This is a genomic window from Nocardioides sp. LHD-245, from assembly GCF_030929495.1.
In the GTDB taxonomy this organism is placed as follows: Bacteria; Actinomycetota; Actinomycetes; order Propionibacteriales; family Nocardioidaceae; genus Nocardioides.
The window spans coordinates 471,001-487,161 of the sequence record NZ_JAVFWN010000002.1; the positions used below are offsets into that span (position 1 = coordinate 471,001).

The following is a 16,161-nucleotide window of genomic DNA, read 5'->3' on the forward strand; positions in this document are numbered from 1 at the left end:
GACCGAGGACAGCGCCGAGGCGAAGCGCGCCTTCCTGGAGAAGCGCCCGCCGGTCTTCCGGCGCCGCTGACTCCGGCCACGAGGTTCCGTCCGCCGGAATCGGCGCGTGCGCGGGACGCACTGGCGCGGGAGCCTGCGTGCGACGCGAGCCGACAGAGGGAGCCGATGAGACGAGAGCTGTACGACGCCGACCATGAGGCGTTCCGGAGCGTGGTGGCGGAGTTCGTCGAGCGCGAGGTGACACCCCACCTGGCGCGATGGGACGAGCAGCGTCTCATCGACCGGGAGACCTGGTTGGCCGCCGGCAGGCAGGGGATCCTCGGCCTCGCCGCCCCGGAGGAGTACGGCGGCGGAGGAGGCACCGACTACCGCTTCCGGGCCGTGCTCCTCGAGGAGCTCGCCAAGGTCCACGCCACGTCGCTGGCATCGAGCTTCTCGCTGCAGGACGACATCGCGATCCCCTACATCCGCGAGATCGGCACGGACGAGCAGAAGCGGCGCTGGCTGCCCGCGATGGCGGCCGGCGAGCTCATCGGGGCGATCGCGATGACCGAGCCCGGCACCGGCAGCGACCTCAAGGGCATCCGCACCGCCGCCCGGCAGGTCCCGGGCGGCTGGGTCGTCAACGGCGCGAAGACGTTCATCACCAACGGCATCCAGAGCGACCTGGTCATCACCGTGGCGCGCACCGACCCCGACGGCGGCGCGGCGGGCTTCAGCCTGCTCGTGGTCGAGCGGGACATGCCGGGCTTCAGCCGCGGACGCAAGCTCGACAAGGTCGGGCTGCACGCCCAGGACACCGCGGAGCTGGTCTACGAGGACGTCTTCGTCCCCGACGAGAACGTCCTGGGCCGGATCGGCGGCGGCTTCGGCCAGCTGCGGGAGATGCTGCCGCTCGAACGGCTCAGCATCGCCGTGCACGCACTCGCCGTCAGCGAGGCGATCCTCGCCGACACCATCGGCTACGTCCGCGACCGGCACGCGTTCGGCCAGCGGCTCGCCGACTTCCAGAACACCCAGTTCGAGCTGGCCGAGATGCAGACCGAGGTCAGCATCGGCCGGGTCTTCGTCGACCGGGCGATCCTCGCCCTCAACGCGGGTGAGTTGACCGAGGTCGACGCCGCGATGGCCAAGTGGTGGGGCGCCGACCTGCAGAACCGCGTCGTCGACCGGTGCCTGCAACTGCACGGCGGCTACGGCTTCATGCTCGAGTACCCCGTCGGGCGCGCCTACCAGGACGCCCGGATCCAGCGGATCTTCGGCGGCGCCAACGAGATCATGAAGCAGATCATCGGCCGCAGCATCGTCGGGCGCCCGTGACCGGGGCGGGTCCGCAGGCCCTCCCGGGCTCCCCCGACCTGTCCGGCCAGGTCGCCCTGGTGACCGGCGCGGCGACCGGCCTGGGCCGGCGCTTCGCGCTCACCCTGGCCGCCGCGGGGGCGACGGTCGCCGTCGCCGGGCGTCGCCCCGAGCCTCTCGAGGAGCTCGCCGCCCAGATCGCCGCGGCCGGCGGCGCCGCGGTCGTCACCCCCCTCGACGTGCGCGACGCGGGTGCGATCGAGACGTGCCTGGACACCCTGGCGAGCGGTGCCGGGCTCCCGTCGATCCTGCTCAACAACGCCGGCATCCCGGACGCCCGGCGGGCACACCGGATGCCGCTCGAGCTGGTCGACGCGGTCCTGGAGACCAATCTGCGCGGCCCCTGGCTGCTGGCGACCGGGCTCGCGGCCCGGCTCATCGCCGCGGACCGGGGCGGCCGGATCGTGAACATCTCCTCGATGTCGGCCTACCACTACGCGGGGGAGGGCGCGGCCCTCTACGCGGTCACGAAGGCGGCCGTGGCCCGGATGACCGAGGTGCTGGCGGTCGAGTGGGCGGCCCGCGGCATCAACGTCAACGCCATCGCACCGGGCGCCTTCGCCTCGGAGATGATGGAGGGGATGCTGGAGCGGATGGGCGACATCACCCAGGGCTTCCCCCGTCGCCGGCTCGGCGACCCCGCCCGGCTCGACAGCACCCTGCTCTACCTGGTCTCCCCCGCCTCGGACCACGTCACGGGCACGGTCGTCAAGGTCGACGACGGGCAGTACCACCGATGAGCGCCCCCTCGACCGCCTCGTCCGCCAGCGGCACGATGATGCGCGCCGTCCGGCTCTCCGAGCACGGACGGGACCCGGTGCTGGCCCGGGTGCCGGTGCCGCCGGTCGGCCGGGGCGACGTCCGGGTCGCCATGCGGGCCTGCGGCATCTGCGGCTCGGACCTGCACATCATCGAGGGCTCCACGGTGCCCGCGCACCTGCCCATCACGCTGGGCCACGAGGCGTCGGGCGTCGTGGAGGCGGTCGGCGGCGACGTCGCCCACATCGCCGTCGGCACCCGGGTCGCGGTGAACCCGATGCTCAGCTGCGGCGCCTGCCGGCAGTGCCGCACCGGCCGCGCGAACCTCTGCCCCCGCGTCCGGGTCATCGGCCTGCAACGCGACGGCGCCCATGCCGACCTCGTGGTGGTGCCGGCGACGAACGTGATCCCGCTGCCGGACTCGGTCGACTTCGCGCTGGGCGCGATCGTCGCCGACGCCATCGCGACGCCGTGGCGGGCGATCGCCCGGGCGCGCGTGCAGCCCGGCGACGTCGCCGTGGTCTACGGCCTCGGCGGGCTCGGCCTGCACGCGGCGATGCTGCTGCGCCAGGTCCTGGGAGTCCGGGTCATCGGCGTGGACGCCGGCGACGCCGCTCTCGAGCGAGCCGCGTCCTACGGCATCGACGAGGTCGTCGACGCCCGCGCCGGGCGGCCGGCGACGGAGATCCACGCGCTCACCGACGGCGGCGCCGACGTCTCCTTCGAGTTCGTCGGCGCACTCGGCGTCGTCGAGCAGGCGGTCCGCTCCCTGGCCTACGGCGGACGCTGTGTGGTGGTCGGCGTCGGGCCGGACCGGCTCGGGCTCTCGCTGCGCCAGGAGACCCTGGTCGCGCGCGGACAGTCGATCATCGGCTCCCACGGCTACGTGTCCGACGACATCCGCGAGCTGCTCGACCTGCTCGACAGCGGCCGGGTCGCCGTGCACGACACCGTCAGCCACCGGTTCCCCCTGACGTCGTACGCCGAGGGCCTGGCCGCACTGCGCGACCGCACCAGCGGTGCCGTCCGCGTCGTCATCGAGAACGACGGCTGACGCGGACCCGGCACCGCGGCGACGCTCAGTGGGCGCGGTCGGCCCAGACCGCGCCGTACCTGGCCCGGGCGCGGTCCAGCCGCTGGTGGCGGACGTAGGCGGGGAACGGCGCGTCGTTCGCCTTGTGCTCCTTGAGCACCTCCCGGGCCACGACCATCTTGTGGACCTCCGTGGGGCCGTCGGCGAGGCCGACGTGGAAGGAGTTGACGACCCACTCGGCGAACGGCACCTCGTGGCTCAGCCCCAGCGATCCGTGCAGGTGCAGCGCGGTGGCGGCGATGTCGTGCAGCACCTTGGGCATCACGGACTTCACCGCCGAGACGTTCTTGCGGATCGTCTTCCAGTCGTGGCCCTGGTCGGCCAGCCAGGCCGTCTCGAGCACGAGCAGCCGGAACTGGCGCAACTGCACCCAGCCGTCGGCGATCTTCTCCTGGACCATCTGCTTGTCGGCCAGCAGCTCTCCCTTGGTGGTCCTCGACAGCACCCGCTCGCAGGTCATCTCGAAGGCCCGGGTCGCCTGGGCCAGGGTCCGCATGGCGTGGTGGAGCCGGCCGCCGCCCAGGCGGGTCTGGGCGATCGCGAACGCCGCTCCGCGCTCGCCGAGCATGGCGGAGGCCGGCACCCGGACGTCGGTGAGCCGCAGGTGGGCGTGGGTGTCCTCCGGCTCGCCGTAGAAGCCGTAGTTGCGCACGATCTCGATGCCCGAGGTGTCGGTGTCGACGATGAACATCGAGGCCCGCTGGTAGGGGTTCTCCGCGTCGGGGTCGGTGACGACCATCATGATGTAGAAGGCCGCCGACTCCGCCTCGGAGGCGAACCACTTCTCGCCGTTGATGACCCAGACGTCACCGTCGAGGACGGCCGAGGTCCGGAACAGGAGCGGGTCGGCACCGCCCTGCGGCTCGGTCATCGAGAAGCACGAGGTGATCTCGTTGGCCAGGAGCGGCTCGAGATAGCGGACCTTCTGCTCCGGGGTGGCGAAGTGCGCGAGGATCTCGGAGTTGCCGGTGTCGGGGGCCTGGGCGCCGAAGACGATCGGGCCGAACCGGGACATCCCGAATTTCTCGTTCATCAGTGCCAGCTTGAGCTGACCGTAGCCCTTGCCGCCCAGGTCGGGGCCGAGGTGGCAGGCCCACAGGCCGCGCTCCTTGACCTCGGCCTGCAGCGGGCGGACCAGTCGCTCGAACTCGGGGTCGTGCACATTCCACTGGCTGCCCAGCACGTCGTCCAGCGGCTGCACCTCCTCCCGCACGAAGGTGTCGATCCAGTCCAGCTCGCGCTGGAAGTCGGGGTCGGTCTCGAAGCTCCACACAGTCGGTCGTCCTTGTCTGTCTCGGGTCGTTCTCGATGTCCTTGCTCGCCGGCGCCTCAGCCGACCCCGCGCAGCGCGGCGTCGGAGGCACGGGAGCAGCGGTCCAGCGCTCGCTCCAGGAGCGGCGCGACCATGTCGCCGATGTCGTCGAAGCCGTCGCCGAGGGTGTCGCCCCGCAGGTGCCGAGCGTGGATCTGCTCCAGCACGACGGCGATCTTGACGTCGGCGAAGACGACGTACCAGTCCAGGTCGTCGACGCCGATCCCCCGCTGCCGCGCGTAGGACTCGACGATCTCGTCCGCGGTCGGGAAGCCGGGATGGGCGGTGGCGCCGGCGGTGATCGGGTTGAAGGGCCTGCCGACCTCGTCCCAGAAGCTGACCAGCAGGCCGAGGTCGGACAGCGTGTCGCCCAGCGTGGAGAGCTCCCAGTCCAGGACGCCCACCACGCGGGCGGGGTCGTCCAGCCCCACCATCACGTTGTCGACCTTGTAGTCGCCGTGCACGATGCCGGGGAACCTGGAGACCGGCATCGTCGCGGCCAGCCGCTCCACGAGCACACCGACCTCGGGGCGCTCGGAGGTCTTGACCGCCTCCCACTGCCGTGCCCAGCGGGCGAGCTGACGCTGCAGGTAGCCGTCGGGACGGCCCCAGCCCTGCAGCCCGACCTGGGCCGGGTCCACGTCGTGCAGGGCGACGAGGGTGTCGACCAGCGCGCCGGCCAGCGCGGCACGGTCGGTCTCGGCGAGGACGGCGGTGTCCTCCCGGGTCCGGAAGGTGCGCCCCTCGAGCCGGTCCATGACGTAGAAGGGCGCCCCGAGCACGGCGGGGTCCTCGCAGTGGGCCACCACGTGCGGCACGGGCACGGGCGTGCCGGCGAGCGCCGTCACGACGCGGACCTCGCGGGCCATGTCGTGGGCCGACTGGAGCACGTGGCCGTGCGGCGGCCGGCGCAGGATCCACTCGCGGGAGCCGTCGGAGAGCGCGTACGTCGGGTTCGACCGCCCGCCGACCAGCAGGCTGGAGCGCAGCTCGCCGGCCAGCTCCACTCCGGCCGCGGCCAGGTAGCCGGCCAGCGCCGCCCCGTCGAGTGCGCCCTCCGGGGCGATGGGCCCCTCGGACGTGTCAGACGATGCCATGGACACGCATGCCTCCATCGGTTCGGTCGCTCACGGCGCACAGCTCGAGGCCGCGCTCCAGCAGATGCGGTACACCCAGGCCCATGAGGTCGCTCACGGGATCCACGCGCCGCCCGCTGCGGTGCAGGTACAGGTTGTGGGCGGCGATCACGCCGTAGCGATAGCAGGCGAGCGCCTCGTACCAGTCGAAGGCCGGCAGCGCCCGGCCGGTGGCGGCCTCGTAGCGCGCACGCAGCCGGGCGGGGTCGTCCCGCACCAGCATGGCCTCGCGCCGGGCGGCGTACCAGCACGACGCGTCGACCATCATCGCCAGCCAGCCGATGTCCAGGCCCACGGCGCCGATACCGGCGATCTCCCAGTCGATGACGGCGCTGAGCCGCCCGTCCGCCCGGTACAGGATGTTGTGGGTCTGGTAGTCGCCGTGGAAGACGCCGACCCGGTGGTCGCCGGGGTCGCTCGCCAGCAGCTCGGCGCGGAGACCGCGCGCCAGATCGGCCCACTCCTCGGGCATCCTGGCGAGCAGCGGCGTCCAGTAGTCGACCTCCTCCACGATCGACCGGGCCACGCCCCAGCTCGCGAGTGGGGCCGGATCGACGGCGTGGATCGCCGCGAGGACGTCCACCGCCTGGTCGAGGTAGGGGGTCACATCGCCACCGACCGGACCGATGCCCGCGTCCGGATCGGTCATGTGCAGTGGCAGCGCGTCGAGCCGGCGCTGGACCATCGCGTCGGTGCCGAACCAGGCCTCGTCGCCGCTGGACCACACCACCGGGGCGGTGGGCACGCCGGCGGCGGCGAGCGCGGCCAGCAGCGGCACCTGCCGCAGCACGTCGGTGTTGCCGCGGCGACGCACCCCCGGCGGCGCCAGCCGGATGACCAGGGGCTCGATCGGCGCGCCGTCGGGGCGGTGCAGGTCGAAGCCGAAGCTCAACCCCGCGTTGCCCGGCATCGGCGCCAGGCCCGCCACCGTGCTGCCGGCTCCGCCGATCTCGACCGCCCACCGGTCGAGGTCGACGACGAAGCGGGCATGGTCGAGTGACATGGCCACGTAGGTCCTCCCACCGGGATCCGCGTCAGCCCTGTCGCTGCCCGCGCCCCGCAAGGACACACCGGCGGAGCGGAGCCGACAACGCGGAGTACCAGCCGACGGAACCGGTCAGCCGGGTTCGGTCGCGCCGACCTTGCGCATCGAGCGCAGCGGCGCGCTCTGCAGGCCGCGGCCGACCAGGAGGAACTGCCGCTGCCGCGACGGGCTGGCGGTGATGTGCCGGAACCGCTCGACCTCGGCCTCGATCCGCCCCGGCCCCTCGGAGTTCCACAGCATCTGCTTGTGCTCGGAGGAGACCGGCGACGTCAGGTTGGTGAAGACACGTCGCCGCTCCTCCGAGAAGCGGTCCAGGATCTCCTCGTCGGCGCCGAAGTGGATCACCTCGCGCAGCGCCTCGACCAGCGTCATGCCGTCGAAGAAGCCGCCCGGCAGCCCGTAGCCCGCGCTGGGGCTGGTGACGTGGGCGGCATCCCCGATGAGCAGGAGGCGCCCGGCGCGGAAGCGGTCCGCCACCCGCTGGTGCATGCGGTGGGCGCCGTACGCCTCGACCTCGACGTCGACGCCGTCGGGCAGCACCCGCCGGAACCGGTCCCGCATCCGCTCGCCGAGGGTCTCCTCGGGCAGTGCGAGGTCCTCGGCGTAGGTGTAGCGCCACAGCCCGGAGTCGTCGACCTTGGCGACCAGGGCGCCGTCCTGCGCATCGAGCTGGACGCCGGAGAGCTCGTGGCCCAGCGACGCGAAGTCGAACCGGACGTTGGTCGCCACGAACCGCTCCGGCCAGGTGATGCCGGGAAGGCCGAGCCCGGCGGAGCGACGCACCATGCTGTGCACGCCGTCGGCGCCGACGACCCAGTCAGACCGGTAGCTGCGCTCGCCGCCCGGTGCGTCCGCGGTGACCGTGCAGCCGTCGGCGTCCTGCTCCACGCGCTGCACGCGGGTGTCCCACTCGACGTGGACGTTGGGCAGGGCGGCCAGCCGGGCGATGACGATCTCGGCGAGCGTCTGCTGGGGCAGATGCAGGGTGAACGGGTGCTGGACGTCGTCGGCGAGGACGTCGAGGTCGAAGTAGAGCCGCTCGCCCGTCGCCAGCACGTAGATCGACCAGCGCCGGTGCACCAGACCGCGGGCGACGGCGTCGTCCAGGACGCCGAGCCGGTCCAGCCCGCCGAGCATCGACCAGTGGAACATCATGGCGCGCGGCGAGGAGCTCGGCTCCGAGGACTGCGCCTCCAGGAGGGTCACCTCGATGTCGGAGCGGGCCAGCGCCAACGCGACGAGCAGCCCGTGCGGGCCGCCGCCCACCACGGTCACCGATGCTGAAGAAGCCACGACTCACCCTCGCTGAGATTCCCACGCGCCGAGCGCGTCCGACAATCGTCCCGCATTGCGGCCCAACAGGCCATCGCCCTCGGCCGCGGTCAGGTCGCCCGCCGCGACGGCGGCGCCGACCAGGCGCTCGGCCCCCTCGAGCTGCCCGGGGATGAACGGATAGTCCGAGCCCACCAGCACGTGCTCGGCGCCGAAGCGGCGCGCCAGCAGCCCGAGGTGCTCGGGGACCAGGACGAGCGTGTCCACCCAGAGGCGGCGCAGCAGCGCCGCGTGGTCGCCGGAGGAGCGGTCACCGCCCAGCACGCTCCCGCTGGCGAGCCGCGGGAAGGCCCAGGGGAAGGTGCCGCCGCCGTGCGCCAGCAGCACGTCGAGTCCCGGGCACGCGTCGAGCACGCCGCCGAAGACCAGCGCGGAGGCCGCCATCGCGGTGTCGGTCAGCATGCCGAGGCCGAAGTCGTAGGGCTGCTCGCCCGAGCGGCGGATCGCACCGTCCCCGCCGCCCAGGGGGTGGACGAAGACCAGCGCACCGAGCTCCTCGGCGGCGGCGAAGAGCGGTCGCAGGGCGAGGTCGTCGAGTTCCCGCTCCCCCATCCGGCAGCCGATCTCGATCCCGAGGAGGCCGAGCTCGCACACGGCGTGCCGGAGCTCGGCGACGGCCAGGTCGACGTCCAGCCACGGCACACCGCCGAGCCCCGCCAGCCGCCCGGACGACGCGACCACCGCCTCGGCGATGCCGTCGTTGAGCGAGCGGTAGTAGCCGATGCTCGCCTCGGCGTCGGTGCCGGCGTCGAGCGTGACGGGCACGGGCGAGACGAGCTGGCGCTCGACACCCAGGACGTCGAGCTCGGCGAGCCGCACGTCGAGGTCCCACAGGCCGGCACGCACGTCCCGGAACAGGCGCTCGCCCACCAGGAGCCGTCCCGACACCGCGTCGTCGACCTCCAGGCGCGGCCACGGCCCCCCGCTGACGGGCAGCTCGACCCGGCGCGGGAAGAAGTGCGCGTGTACGTCGACGATGGCCATCCGCTCTCCTCCGGGACCCTCCGCGGGCCCCGATCTCTGTGGAGATAGGGACGCTAGGGGTCCGGGTCGCCGGATCGAGCGCGGCGTTCCAACGGATGGAACGCGCGCTCGCGACAGCGGCCCCGATGCGTCTGACTGTCCCTGCGACGAGATGGCGTGACGTCTATCACGTAACGTACGATGATGAGCGTCACGACGGGCTCGGGCGCTGCAGTCAAGTCTTCGAGTGCGAGTGGGTGCCGGTGGCCAACAGCGAGAACCGTGCGGTTCCTGCGGCGGACCCGCCCTCGATCCTGACCAAGGTCTTCGACCTGTTGCACGCGTTCAACACCAACAACCGGGTGATGACGCTCAGCGAGCTGGCCCGCGCCTCGGGCCTGCCGAAGTCGACCGTGCACCGGCTCATCGCGCGCCTCATCGACCTCGGCGCCGTCGAGCCGCACCGCTCGGGCTATGTCGTCAGCGTGGAGATGCTGAGCCTGGCGACGAACACGCCCGCCGGCGGCATGCGGGACGCGGCGCTCCCGTTCATGGCGGCCCTCCACCGGTGGTCCGGACACAGCGTGCAGTTGGCCGTGCTGCGGCAGTTCGACGTGGTCCTGCTCGAGACCATCACCGCACCCGACTCGCCCGGCCCGCCCGGCACGCTGGGCTCGCGGATCCCGGCCAACTGCACCGCGCTCGGCAAGGTGCTGCTCTCGCGGGAGCACCTCGACGACCTCGAGGCCTTCCTGCCGCGCCCAATGCCGATGCGGACCAGGTTCTCGGTGACCGAGGTGGACCCGCTGGTCATCGAGCTGCGGAAGGCGCGCACCTCGGGCATCGCGTACGACCGCGAGGAGAGCCAGCTCAACCTGGCCTCCGCCGCGGTCCCGATCGTGATCCGCGACTACGCCGTCGGCGCCCTCGCCGTCTCGCACCCGGCCGACGTCGAGATCACCGCCAAGGTGGAGCAGGCGCTGCGCGAGACCGCCGCCCAGATCGCTCGCGTGTGCCGCGACGACCTCCAGCGGGGCAAGGCCCACTACTTCCCCCACGAGTTCTGAGCCTCCCTCCGCGTTCCAGGCTCCGGGACGGGCTGTCGCACGCGAGGGACGCCCTGCGCACGCTGAGCGCGTGAAGGCGATCAGGATCCACGGCCCGCGCGATGCCCGGCTCGACGAGATCGAGGAGCCGGTCGTGACCGGCGACGACCAGGTGAAGATCCGGATCGAGTCGGCGGGGGTGTGCGGATCCGACCTGTGGCTCTACGAGACCGCGCCGGTCCCCGACCACTACCGCCATCCGGCCTTCGGCGAGTCCGGTCCCCACGTGCTCGGTCACGAGATGGCGGGCCGCGTGGTGCTCGCCGGCAGGGCCGTCACCGGGCTGGCCGCGGGCGATCTCGTCGCCGTCCGGCCGCTGGTCGCCGACGGCACCTGCGCGACCTGCCGGCGCGGTGAGACCAACCTGTGCGAGCAGCGCGGCTTCGTCGGCATCAACGGCGGGGGCGGCGGCTTCAGCGAGTACGTCGTGGTGCCGGTCGAGCAGGTCCACCGGCTGCCCGCGCCGTTCACCGCCGCCACCGGGAGCCTCGTCGAGCCGTTGGCCACCAGCTGGCACACCGTCGACGCCGTCCCGCTGACGCCTGAGGACCCGGTGCTGGTGGTGGGCGCGGGACCGATCGGCATCGGCGTGCTGCTGTGTCTGCGGGCACGCGGGACGACCCGCGTGCTGGTCAGCGAGCCCAGCGCGCTGCGGCGCGGGCTCGCGGCGCGATGGGGCGCCGAGGTGATCGACCCCCGCGAGACCGACCTGGCGCGCCACGCCCGCGCCTGGTCCGAGCGCCGCGGCGTCGCGGCAGCCTTCGACTGCGCCGGCGCCGGCGGCGAGGTGATCGGCAGCGAGCTGCGCGCGCTCCGGCCGGGCGGTCACCTCGTCGTCCCCGCCGAGTTCCACGCGCGCGTGGAGATCGATCCGACCGAGCTGGCCCGTCACGGCAAGCGCATCCTGGGCAGCTCGGCCTACCGTCGCGAGGACTTCGACGCCGTCATCCGCGCCGTCGCCGACGGACGACTCGACCCGACGGGGATGATCACCTCCACGATCGCCCTCGAGGACACCGTCGCCGCCGGTCTCGAGCACCTGCTGGGGGCCGGCCGGGACACCGACATCAAGGTCCTCGTCACGGCCGGGACGTCCTCGTGACCGGCTCCGCGCCGGGCGGGGCGCGGCCGTTCGAGGACCGCGTCGCCGTCGTCACCGGCGCGGCGTCGGGGATCGGCGCGGCGACCGCCGCCCTGCTCGCCGAGCGCGGCGCCCACGTCGTGGTGGCCGACCTCGACCGTCCGGCGGCGGACGTGCTCGCCGACGACCTCACGGCCCGCGGCCTGGCCGCCTCGGCAGCCGGGGTCGACGTCAGCGACGAGGCGCAGGTGAGCGCCCTGTTCGACCGGGTGCGTGCCGAGCACGGCCGGCTCGACGTCCTGCACAACAACGCGGCGGCGATGGGGCTGACCTTCCGCGATCCCGTCGTCACCAGGGTCGACGTCGCCAGCTGGGACCGCACCTTCGCCGTCAACGCCCGCGGCGTGCTGCTGGGCTGCAAGCACGCGATCCCGCTCATGTTGGAGGACGGCGGCGGCGCGATCGTCAACACCACCTCGATCTCCGGCGACGTGGGCGAGCTGACCATGTCGGCGTACGGCGCCTCCAAGGCCGCCGTCTCGCAGCTCACCCGGGCGGTGGCCACCCAGTGGGGCAGGCAGGGGATCCGCTGCAACGCCGTCGCGCCCGGGCTGATCCTGTCGCCCTCCGGCGAGCAGACGCCGGAGCCGCTGCAGGAGATCTACCGGCGGCACGTGCTGACCCCTCACCTCGGCACCCCGGACGACGTCGCCCGCCTGGTCGCGTTCCTGGCCTCCGACGAGGCCCGCTACATCACCGCCCAGGTGCTCCGGGTGGATGGCGGGCTGGTCGACCACCACCCCATCGTCGCGGACTTCGCCGACTGGGCGGCGTCGGTCCGGGCCGACCGGGCCGCCGCACGGGGGCCGGCCTGATGCGCGCCGCGCTCTTCACGGGTCCTGGCGAGCCGATCTCCTATGTCGACCTGCCCGATCCGCAGGCGCCGCCCGGCTGGGTGGTGCTGGACGTCAGGGCAGCGGGGATGTGCCACTCCGACGTGCACACCGTGCGCGGTCCCGGCGCGGCCTGGCTCAGCCGGATGCCGATCGTGCTGGGCCACGAGGTCGCCGGCACCGTCGCCGCGCTCGGCGCGGGTGTCACCGGCTTCGCGCTCGGCGACCGGGTCGGCGTCTGCTCGACCCCGGGCCCCGACGAGCACACGCGGCCGTTCGGGCCCGGCACCCACCTCGGGCCCGCCGGCGGCTCGCAGCCGGGCACGCACGTCGACGGCGGCTACGCCCAGCAGTGCGTGGTCCGGGCGTCCCGGCTGGTCCCCATCCCTCCCGAGGTCAGCTTCGAGCAGGCGGCGATCGGCACCGACGCCCTGGCGGCGGGCTACCACAACGTGCGCAACGTGGCCGGCGTGAGGATCGGCGAGCGGGTCGGCATCGTCGGGCTCGGCGGCCTCGGCATGGCCGGCCTGCGCACCGCGGTCCTCGCGGGCGCCCACGTCTATGGCGTCGACGTGCGCGAGGAGGTCTTCGACGACGCGCGCGCCGACGGCGCGCTCGACTGCTTCACCGACATCGCGGCGCTGGCCGAGCTGGACCTCGACGTGATCGTCGACTTCGCGAACGCGGCGGGCAGCGTCAACGCCGCCGTCCGCGCGGTGCGTCCGCGCGGCCGCGTGGTCGTGGTCGGCCTGGGGTCGGAGCAGATCGTCCTCGACACGATCCCGCTCGTCCTCGGCCGGCGCACCCTGCTCACCTCCCAGGGGATCCGCAAGCAGGACCTCGAGGACGTCTACGGACTGCTGGCCCGCGGCCTGCTGAGCCCACGGCTGGAGGCCTTCGACTTCGACCGGATACCCGAGGCGCTCGAGCGCCTCGCCCGAGGCAACGTCCACGGACGGCTGTTCACCCGTCCACCCACGAGAGAGAGCTGACATGACCCACCCCGCGACCGAGATCCCGACGACCTTCGACCTGACCCAGACCGACGGCCTGCTGCGGACCACCAAGGCCGTCAGCCGCCGGCTCGACCTGACCCGCGACGTGCCGACGGAGCTGATCCTCGACTGCATCAGGATCGCCTCCGCCGCGCCGATCGGCGGCAACCGGGAGGCCAACCGCTGGCTGGTGGTCAAGGACCCGGTCAAGCGGCAGCAGCTGGCACAGCTCTACCAGGAGGTCGGCAACCCCTACCTGGCCGCGCTGCGCGCGAAGGCCGAGCCGGGGTCGCGACAGGCCCGGGTCATCGAGGCCGGCCAGTACATCGCCGACCATCTCGCCGAGGTCCCGGCGCTGGTGCTGCCGATCCGCCTGGGCGTGGTCGGCGAGGGGGTCTTCAACGCGCAGTCGCTCTACGGCTCGGTGGTCCCCGCCGTGTGGAGCTTCCAGCTGGCCGCCCGCTCGCGGGGCCTGGGCACCCGCTACACGACCTACCTCGCGACCCGCGCCCGGGAGGTGGCCGAGCTGCTCGGCATCCCCGAGGAGGTCACCCAGGTCGCCCTGCTCCCGGTCGCCTACTACACCGGGGAGCGCTTCAGCCCGGCTCCGCGCCGGGACCCGGCGGAGATCACCTACCTCGACTCCTGGGAGAACCCGGTCGGCTGAGGCCGAGGCCGGGGTCAGGCCAGCGTCCAGCCGCCGTCGACCGGCAGGGTGTGCCCGGTGACGAAGGAGGAGGCGTCGCTGGCGAGGAAGAGCACGGCGGTAGCGATCTCGTCGAGACCGCCACCGCGGCGCTGCAGGCTGGCGCCCTCCCACATCGCACGGACCATCTCGCCGGTCTCGTCGGCCGTCATCTCGGTGTCGACGAAGCCGGGGGCGATGCCGTTGACGCGGATGTCCTTCCGGGCGAGGTTGGCCGCCAGGTCCCTGGTCAGGGCGATCAGTGCGGCCTTGGAGGCGCTGTACATGTAGCTGGGGATGCCCGAGGCCTTCAGGCCGAAGGCGCTGGCGACGTTGACGATGACGCCACCGCCGGTCATCCGGGCGGCCGCGGCCCGGGTCATCGCGAAGCTGCCCAGCAGGTTGACGTCGACGACCTGGCGCAGATCGTCCATCGGCGCCTTGAAGGGATGCTCCGTGGTGCTCCGGGACAGGCCGGCGTTGTTCACGAGGACGTCGAGCCGCCCGAGCTCGGCCACCGCGGCGTCGGCCGCCGCCCGGCAGTCGGCCTCGTCGGTGATGTCCCCCTCGACCACGACCGCTCGGCGGCCGGACCGGGCCACGGCTGCCGCGGTCTCCTCCAGCCGGTCGCGCCGCCGCGCCATCAGGACGATGTCCGCGCCGGCCTCCGCGAACGAGGTCGCGATCCGCACGCCCAGACCGCTCGAGGCGCCGGTGACGAGCGCGACGCGGTGATCCAGCCGGAAGCTGTCGAGGATGCTGGCGCTCCGTGTCCGCTGCGACGACATGGCTCAGTCCTCGATCGCGATGCTCAGCTGGGTCGCGGCCCACGGCCGGATCTCGCGCTTGAGTACCTTCGCATTGGCGTTGCGGGGCAACGGCTCGCTGCGCACCAGCGTCCAGCGCGGGCGCTTGTAGGACGCCAGCCTGCCCTCGCAGGCCGCCGCGACCGAGGCGGGATCGAAGTCGGGATCGCTGGTCACCACCACCGCCACCGGTGTCTCTCCGAACCGCTCGTGCGGCACGCCGACCACGGCGACCTCGGTGACCCCGGGAAGACGGACGACGAGATCCTCGATCTCCTGGGGATACACGTTGAGGCCGCCCGAGATGATCATGTCCTTGGTGCGGCCCACGACCGTGATGTAGCCGTCCTCGTCCAGCTCGACCAGGTCACCGGTGTGCAGCCAGCCGTCGCGGAACGCCTCGGCGGTCTGCTCGGGCCGGTTGTGGTAGCCCTTCATCGAGGCCGGCGAGCGCAGCAGCAGCTCGCCGCGGCCCGAGAACCGGATCTCGCCGTCGGCGTCGCGCACCGCCGTGTCGGCGTGGGGCATCGCCCGGCCCGCGGAGCCCTCGTGGGCGGCGACCTCCTCGGGGCGCAGCACGGTGGTGATGGTGGGGAACTCCGAGAGGCCGAACCCCTGGCACACCGCCACGCCCGGCATCTCGGCCTGGCACTTCTCGATCACCGCCCGCGGCACCGGCTCGGTGCCCGTGATGACCCAGACCAGCGGGCTGGCCGAGAGGCGGGCCATCAGGTCCGGGCGGGTGACCAGGTCGCGCAGCAGGCTGGGCACGAGCATGATGTGGGTGATGCCGTGGTCGACGATGAAGTCGGTGACCGACTCCATCGAGGCCGAGCCGGTGCGGCGGATCTGGGAGAAGCCGCCGATCCAGGCCAGGGCGAGCACCAGGTTGTGGAACCCGGCCGCCCACGAGAAGGACGCGATGACGCCGTACCGCACGTCGGGGGTCAGGCCCAGGCCGGGCAGCTGGCCGAACGAGTTCCACAGCACGCTGTCATGCGTGTGCACGGCGGCCTTCGGGAGCCCCGTGGTGCCGGAGCTGTAGTAGAGGATGAGGGTGTCGCCGAGGTCGGGCTCCCGGTGGTCCGGAGGCGGCCAGGCGCCGCCCTTGCGGACCGTCTCGTACCGCTCCGCCCCGCGCGGCCCGGGATCGATGTCGTCGACGGTGATCAGCAGCTCGAAGTCGTGGTCGATGTCGGCGAGGCCGGCCTGCGCGATCTCGTCCGCGATCATGAAGCGCGCCTCGCTGTCGCGGCACATGTGGTCGATCTCGGGCCCGGTGAGCAGCACGTTGACCGGGACGCAGACCGCGCCCAGCGCCGCGAGGCCGAACAGCACCTCCACCCACTCCAGCCGGTTCCCCATCATGACCGCGACCCGGTCGCCCGGCCTGACGCCGGCGGCACTGAGGCCCGCGGCGACGTCCAGGGACCGGTCGCGCATCTCGCGGAACGTGACCAGCTCGCCCTCGAACCCGAAGGCGGGCCGGTCGGCGTAGTGCGACCTCGCCGACCGGTCGAGGACACCGAACAGGTTGCGTGCCAGGGTCATGTGGTTCTCCTTCGCCGGCGCCCGGGGGGCGCGAGAGGACGACGC

15 protein-coding genes are annotated in these 16,161 nt (G+C 73.0%); 8 read left to right on the forward strand and 7 right to left on the reverse strand.

Annotated features, from left to right (window positions below; genetic code table 11):
• The first annotated feature begins 165 nt into the window (after positions 1–165).
• From RB608_RS04875 to RB608_RS04885, 3 genes are read left to right on the forward strand one after another with little or no spacing between them, the layout of a single operon-like run.
• A complete protein-coding gene (locus RB608_RS04875; protein WP_308086680.1) occupies positions 166–1,320 on the forward strand; it encodes an acyl-CoA dehydrogenase family protein in 1,155 nt (384 codons plus the stop codon).
• On the forward strand, positions 1,317–2,099 hold the full coding sequence (locus tag RB608_RS04880) for an SDR family oxidoreductase (RefSeq protein WP_308086681.1): 783 nt from the start codon (positions 1,317–1,319) through the stop codon (positions 2,097–2,099). Before RB608_RS04875 ends, RB608_RS04880 begins: the two co-directional genes overlap by 4 nt.
• On the forward strand, positions 2,096–3,172 hold the full coding sequence (locus RB608_RS04885) for a zinc-binding dehydrogenase (RefSeq protein ID WP_308086682.1): 1,077 nt from the start codon (positions 2,096–2,098) through the stop codon (positions 3,170–3,172). Before RB608_RS04880 ends, RB608_RS04885 begins: the two co-directional genes overlap by 4 nt.
• A gap of 25 nt (positions 3,173–3,197) precedes the next feature.
• Here RB608_RS04885 and RB608_RS04890 read toward each other — a convergent pair whose 3' ends face one another.
• From RB608_RS04890 to RB608_RS04910, 5 genes are all read right to left on the reverse strand, one after another.
• Complete coding sequence (locus RB608_RS04890; protein ID WP_308086683.1) at positions 3,198–4,484, reverse strand: acyl-CoA dehydrogenase family protein; 1,287 nt, start codon at positions 4,482–4,484, stop codon at positions 3,198–3,200.
• A gap of 56 nt (positions 4,485–4,540) precedes the next feature.
• A complete protein-coding gene (locus tag RB608_RS04895) occupies positions 4,541–5,620 on the reverse strand; it encodes a phosphotransferase family protein (RefSeq protein WP_308086684.1) in 1,080 nt (359 codons plus the stop codon).
• The gene (locus tag RB608_RS04900) at positions 5,607–6,662 is read right to left on the reverse strand and encodes a phosphotransferase family protein (protein ID WP_308086685.1); all 1,056 of its coding nucleotides are present in this window, start codon (positions 6,660–6,662) and stop codon (positions 5,607–5,609) included. The genes RB608_RS04895 and RB608_RS04900 overlap by 14 nt, the downstream gene beginning before the upstream one ends.
• A 114-nt stretch (positions 6,663–6,776) precedes the next feature.
• A complete protein-coding gene (locus RB608_RS04905) occupies positions 6,777–7,997 on the reverse strand; it encodes an NAD(P)/FAD-dependent oxidoreductase (RefSeq protein WP_308086686.1) in 1,221 nt (406 codons plus the stop codon).
• Between the two features lie 3 nt (positions 7,998–8,000).
• A complete protein-coding gene (locus RB608_RS04910; protein ID WP_308086687.1) occupies positions 8,001–9,020 on the reverse strand; it encodes an amidohydrolase family protein in 1,020 nt (339 codons plus the stop codon).
• Positions 9,021–9,262: 242 nt separating this feature from the next.
• Between RB608_RS04910 and RB608_RS04915 the strand changes: the two genes are divergently transcribed.
• From RB608_RS04915 to RB608_RS04935, 5 genes are all read left to right on the forward strand, one after another.
• Complete coding sequence (locus tag RB608_RS04915; RefSeq protein ID WP_308086688.1) at positions 9,263–10,066, forward strand: IclR family transcriptional regulator; 804 nt, start codon at positions 9,263–9,265, stop codon at positions 10,064–10,066.
• Between the two features lie 70 nt (positions 10,067–10,136).
• Positions 10,137–11,207: an alcohol dehydrogenase catalytic domain-containing protein gene (locus RB608_RS04920; protein ID WP_308086689.1), complete on the forward strand. Its 1,071-nt coding sequence runs from the start codon at positions 10,137–10,139 to the stop codon at positions 11,205–11,207.
• Positions 11,204–12,061, forward strand: a complete 858-nt coding sequence (locus tag RB608_RS04925; RefSeq protein WP_308086690.1) for an SDR family NAD(P)-dependent oxidoreductase — start codon at positions 11,204–11,206, stop codon at positions 12,059–12,061. The genes RB608_RS04920 and RB608_RS04925 overlap by 4 nt, the downstream gene beginning before the upstream one ends.
• Positions 12,061–13,071 (forward strand): alcohol dehydrogenase catalytic domain-containing protein, encoded by a 1,011-nt coding sequence (locus tag RB608_RS04930; protein ID WP_308086691.1) that lies wholly within the window; start codon positions 12,061–12,063, stop codon positions 13,069–13,071. Before RB608_RS04925 ends, RB608_RS04930 begins: the two co-directional genes overlap by 1 nt.
• A 1-nt stretch (position 13,072) precedes the next feature.
• Complete coding sequence (locus RB608_RS04935; protein ID WP_308086692.1) at positions 13,073–13,741, forward strand: nitroreductase family protein; 669 nt, start codon at positions 13,073–13,075, stop codon at positions 13,739–13,741.
• Positions 13,742–13,755: 14 nt separating this feature from the next.
• Here RB608_RS04935 and RB608_RS04940 read toward each other — a convergent pair whose 3' ends face one another.
• Together RB608_RS04940 and RB608_RS04945 are read right to left on the reverse strand one after the other, a co-directional pair.
• Entirely contained in the window at positions 13,756–14,547 is a 792-nt protein-coding gene (locus tag RB608_RS04940; RefSeq protein WP_308086693.1) for a glucose 1-dehydrogenase, read from the reverse strand.
• Between the two features lie 3 nt (positions 14,548–14,550).
• Entirely contained in the window at positions 14,551–16,116 is a 1,566-nt protein-coding gene (locus RB608_RS04945) for a class I adenylate-forming enzyme family protein (protein WP_308086694.1), read from the reverse strand.
• Between the last annotated feature and the right edge of the window lie 45 nt (positions 16,117–16,161).

Coding starts and splice junctions, on each gene's coding strand:
- RB608_RS04875 (WP_308086680.1), top strand. CDS start 166: ATGAGACGAGAGCTGTACGACGCCGACCATGAGGCGTTCCGGAGCGTG.
- RB608_RS04885 (WP_308086682.1), top strand. CDS start 2,096: ATGAGCGCCCCCTCGACCGCCTCGTCCGCCAGCGGCACGATGATGCGC.
- RB608_RS04895 (WP_308086684.1), bottom strand. CDS start 5,620: ATGGCATCGTCTGACACGTCCGAGGGGCCCATCGCCCCGGAGGGCGCA.
- RB608_RS04900 (WP_308086685.1), bottom strand. CDS start 6,662: ATGTCACTCGACCATGCCCGCTTCGTCGTCGACCTCGACCGGTGGGCG.
- RB608_RS04910 (WP_308086687.1), bottom strand. CDS start 9,020: ATGGCCATCGTCGACGTACACGCGCACTTCTTCCCGCGCCGGGTCGAG.
- RB608_RS04930 (WP_308086691.1), top strand. CDS start 12,061: ATGCGCGCCGCGCTCTTCACGGGTCCTGGCGAGCCGATCTCCTATGTC.
- RB608_RS04935 (WP_308086692.1), top strand. CDS start 13,073: ATGACCCACCCCGCGACCGAGATCCCGACGACCTTCGACCTGACCCAG.
- RB608_RS04940 (WP_308086693.1), bottom strand. CDS start 14,547: ATGTCGTCGCAGCGGACACGGAGCGCCAGCATCCTCGACAGCTTCCGG.
- RB608_RS04945 (WP_308086694.1), bottom strand. CDS start 16,116: ATGACCCTGGCACGCAACCTGTTCGGTGTCCTCGACCGGTCGGCGAGG.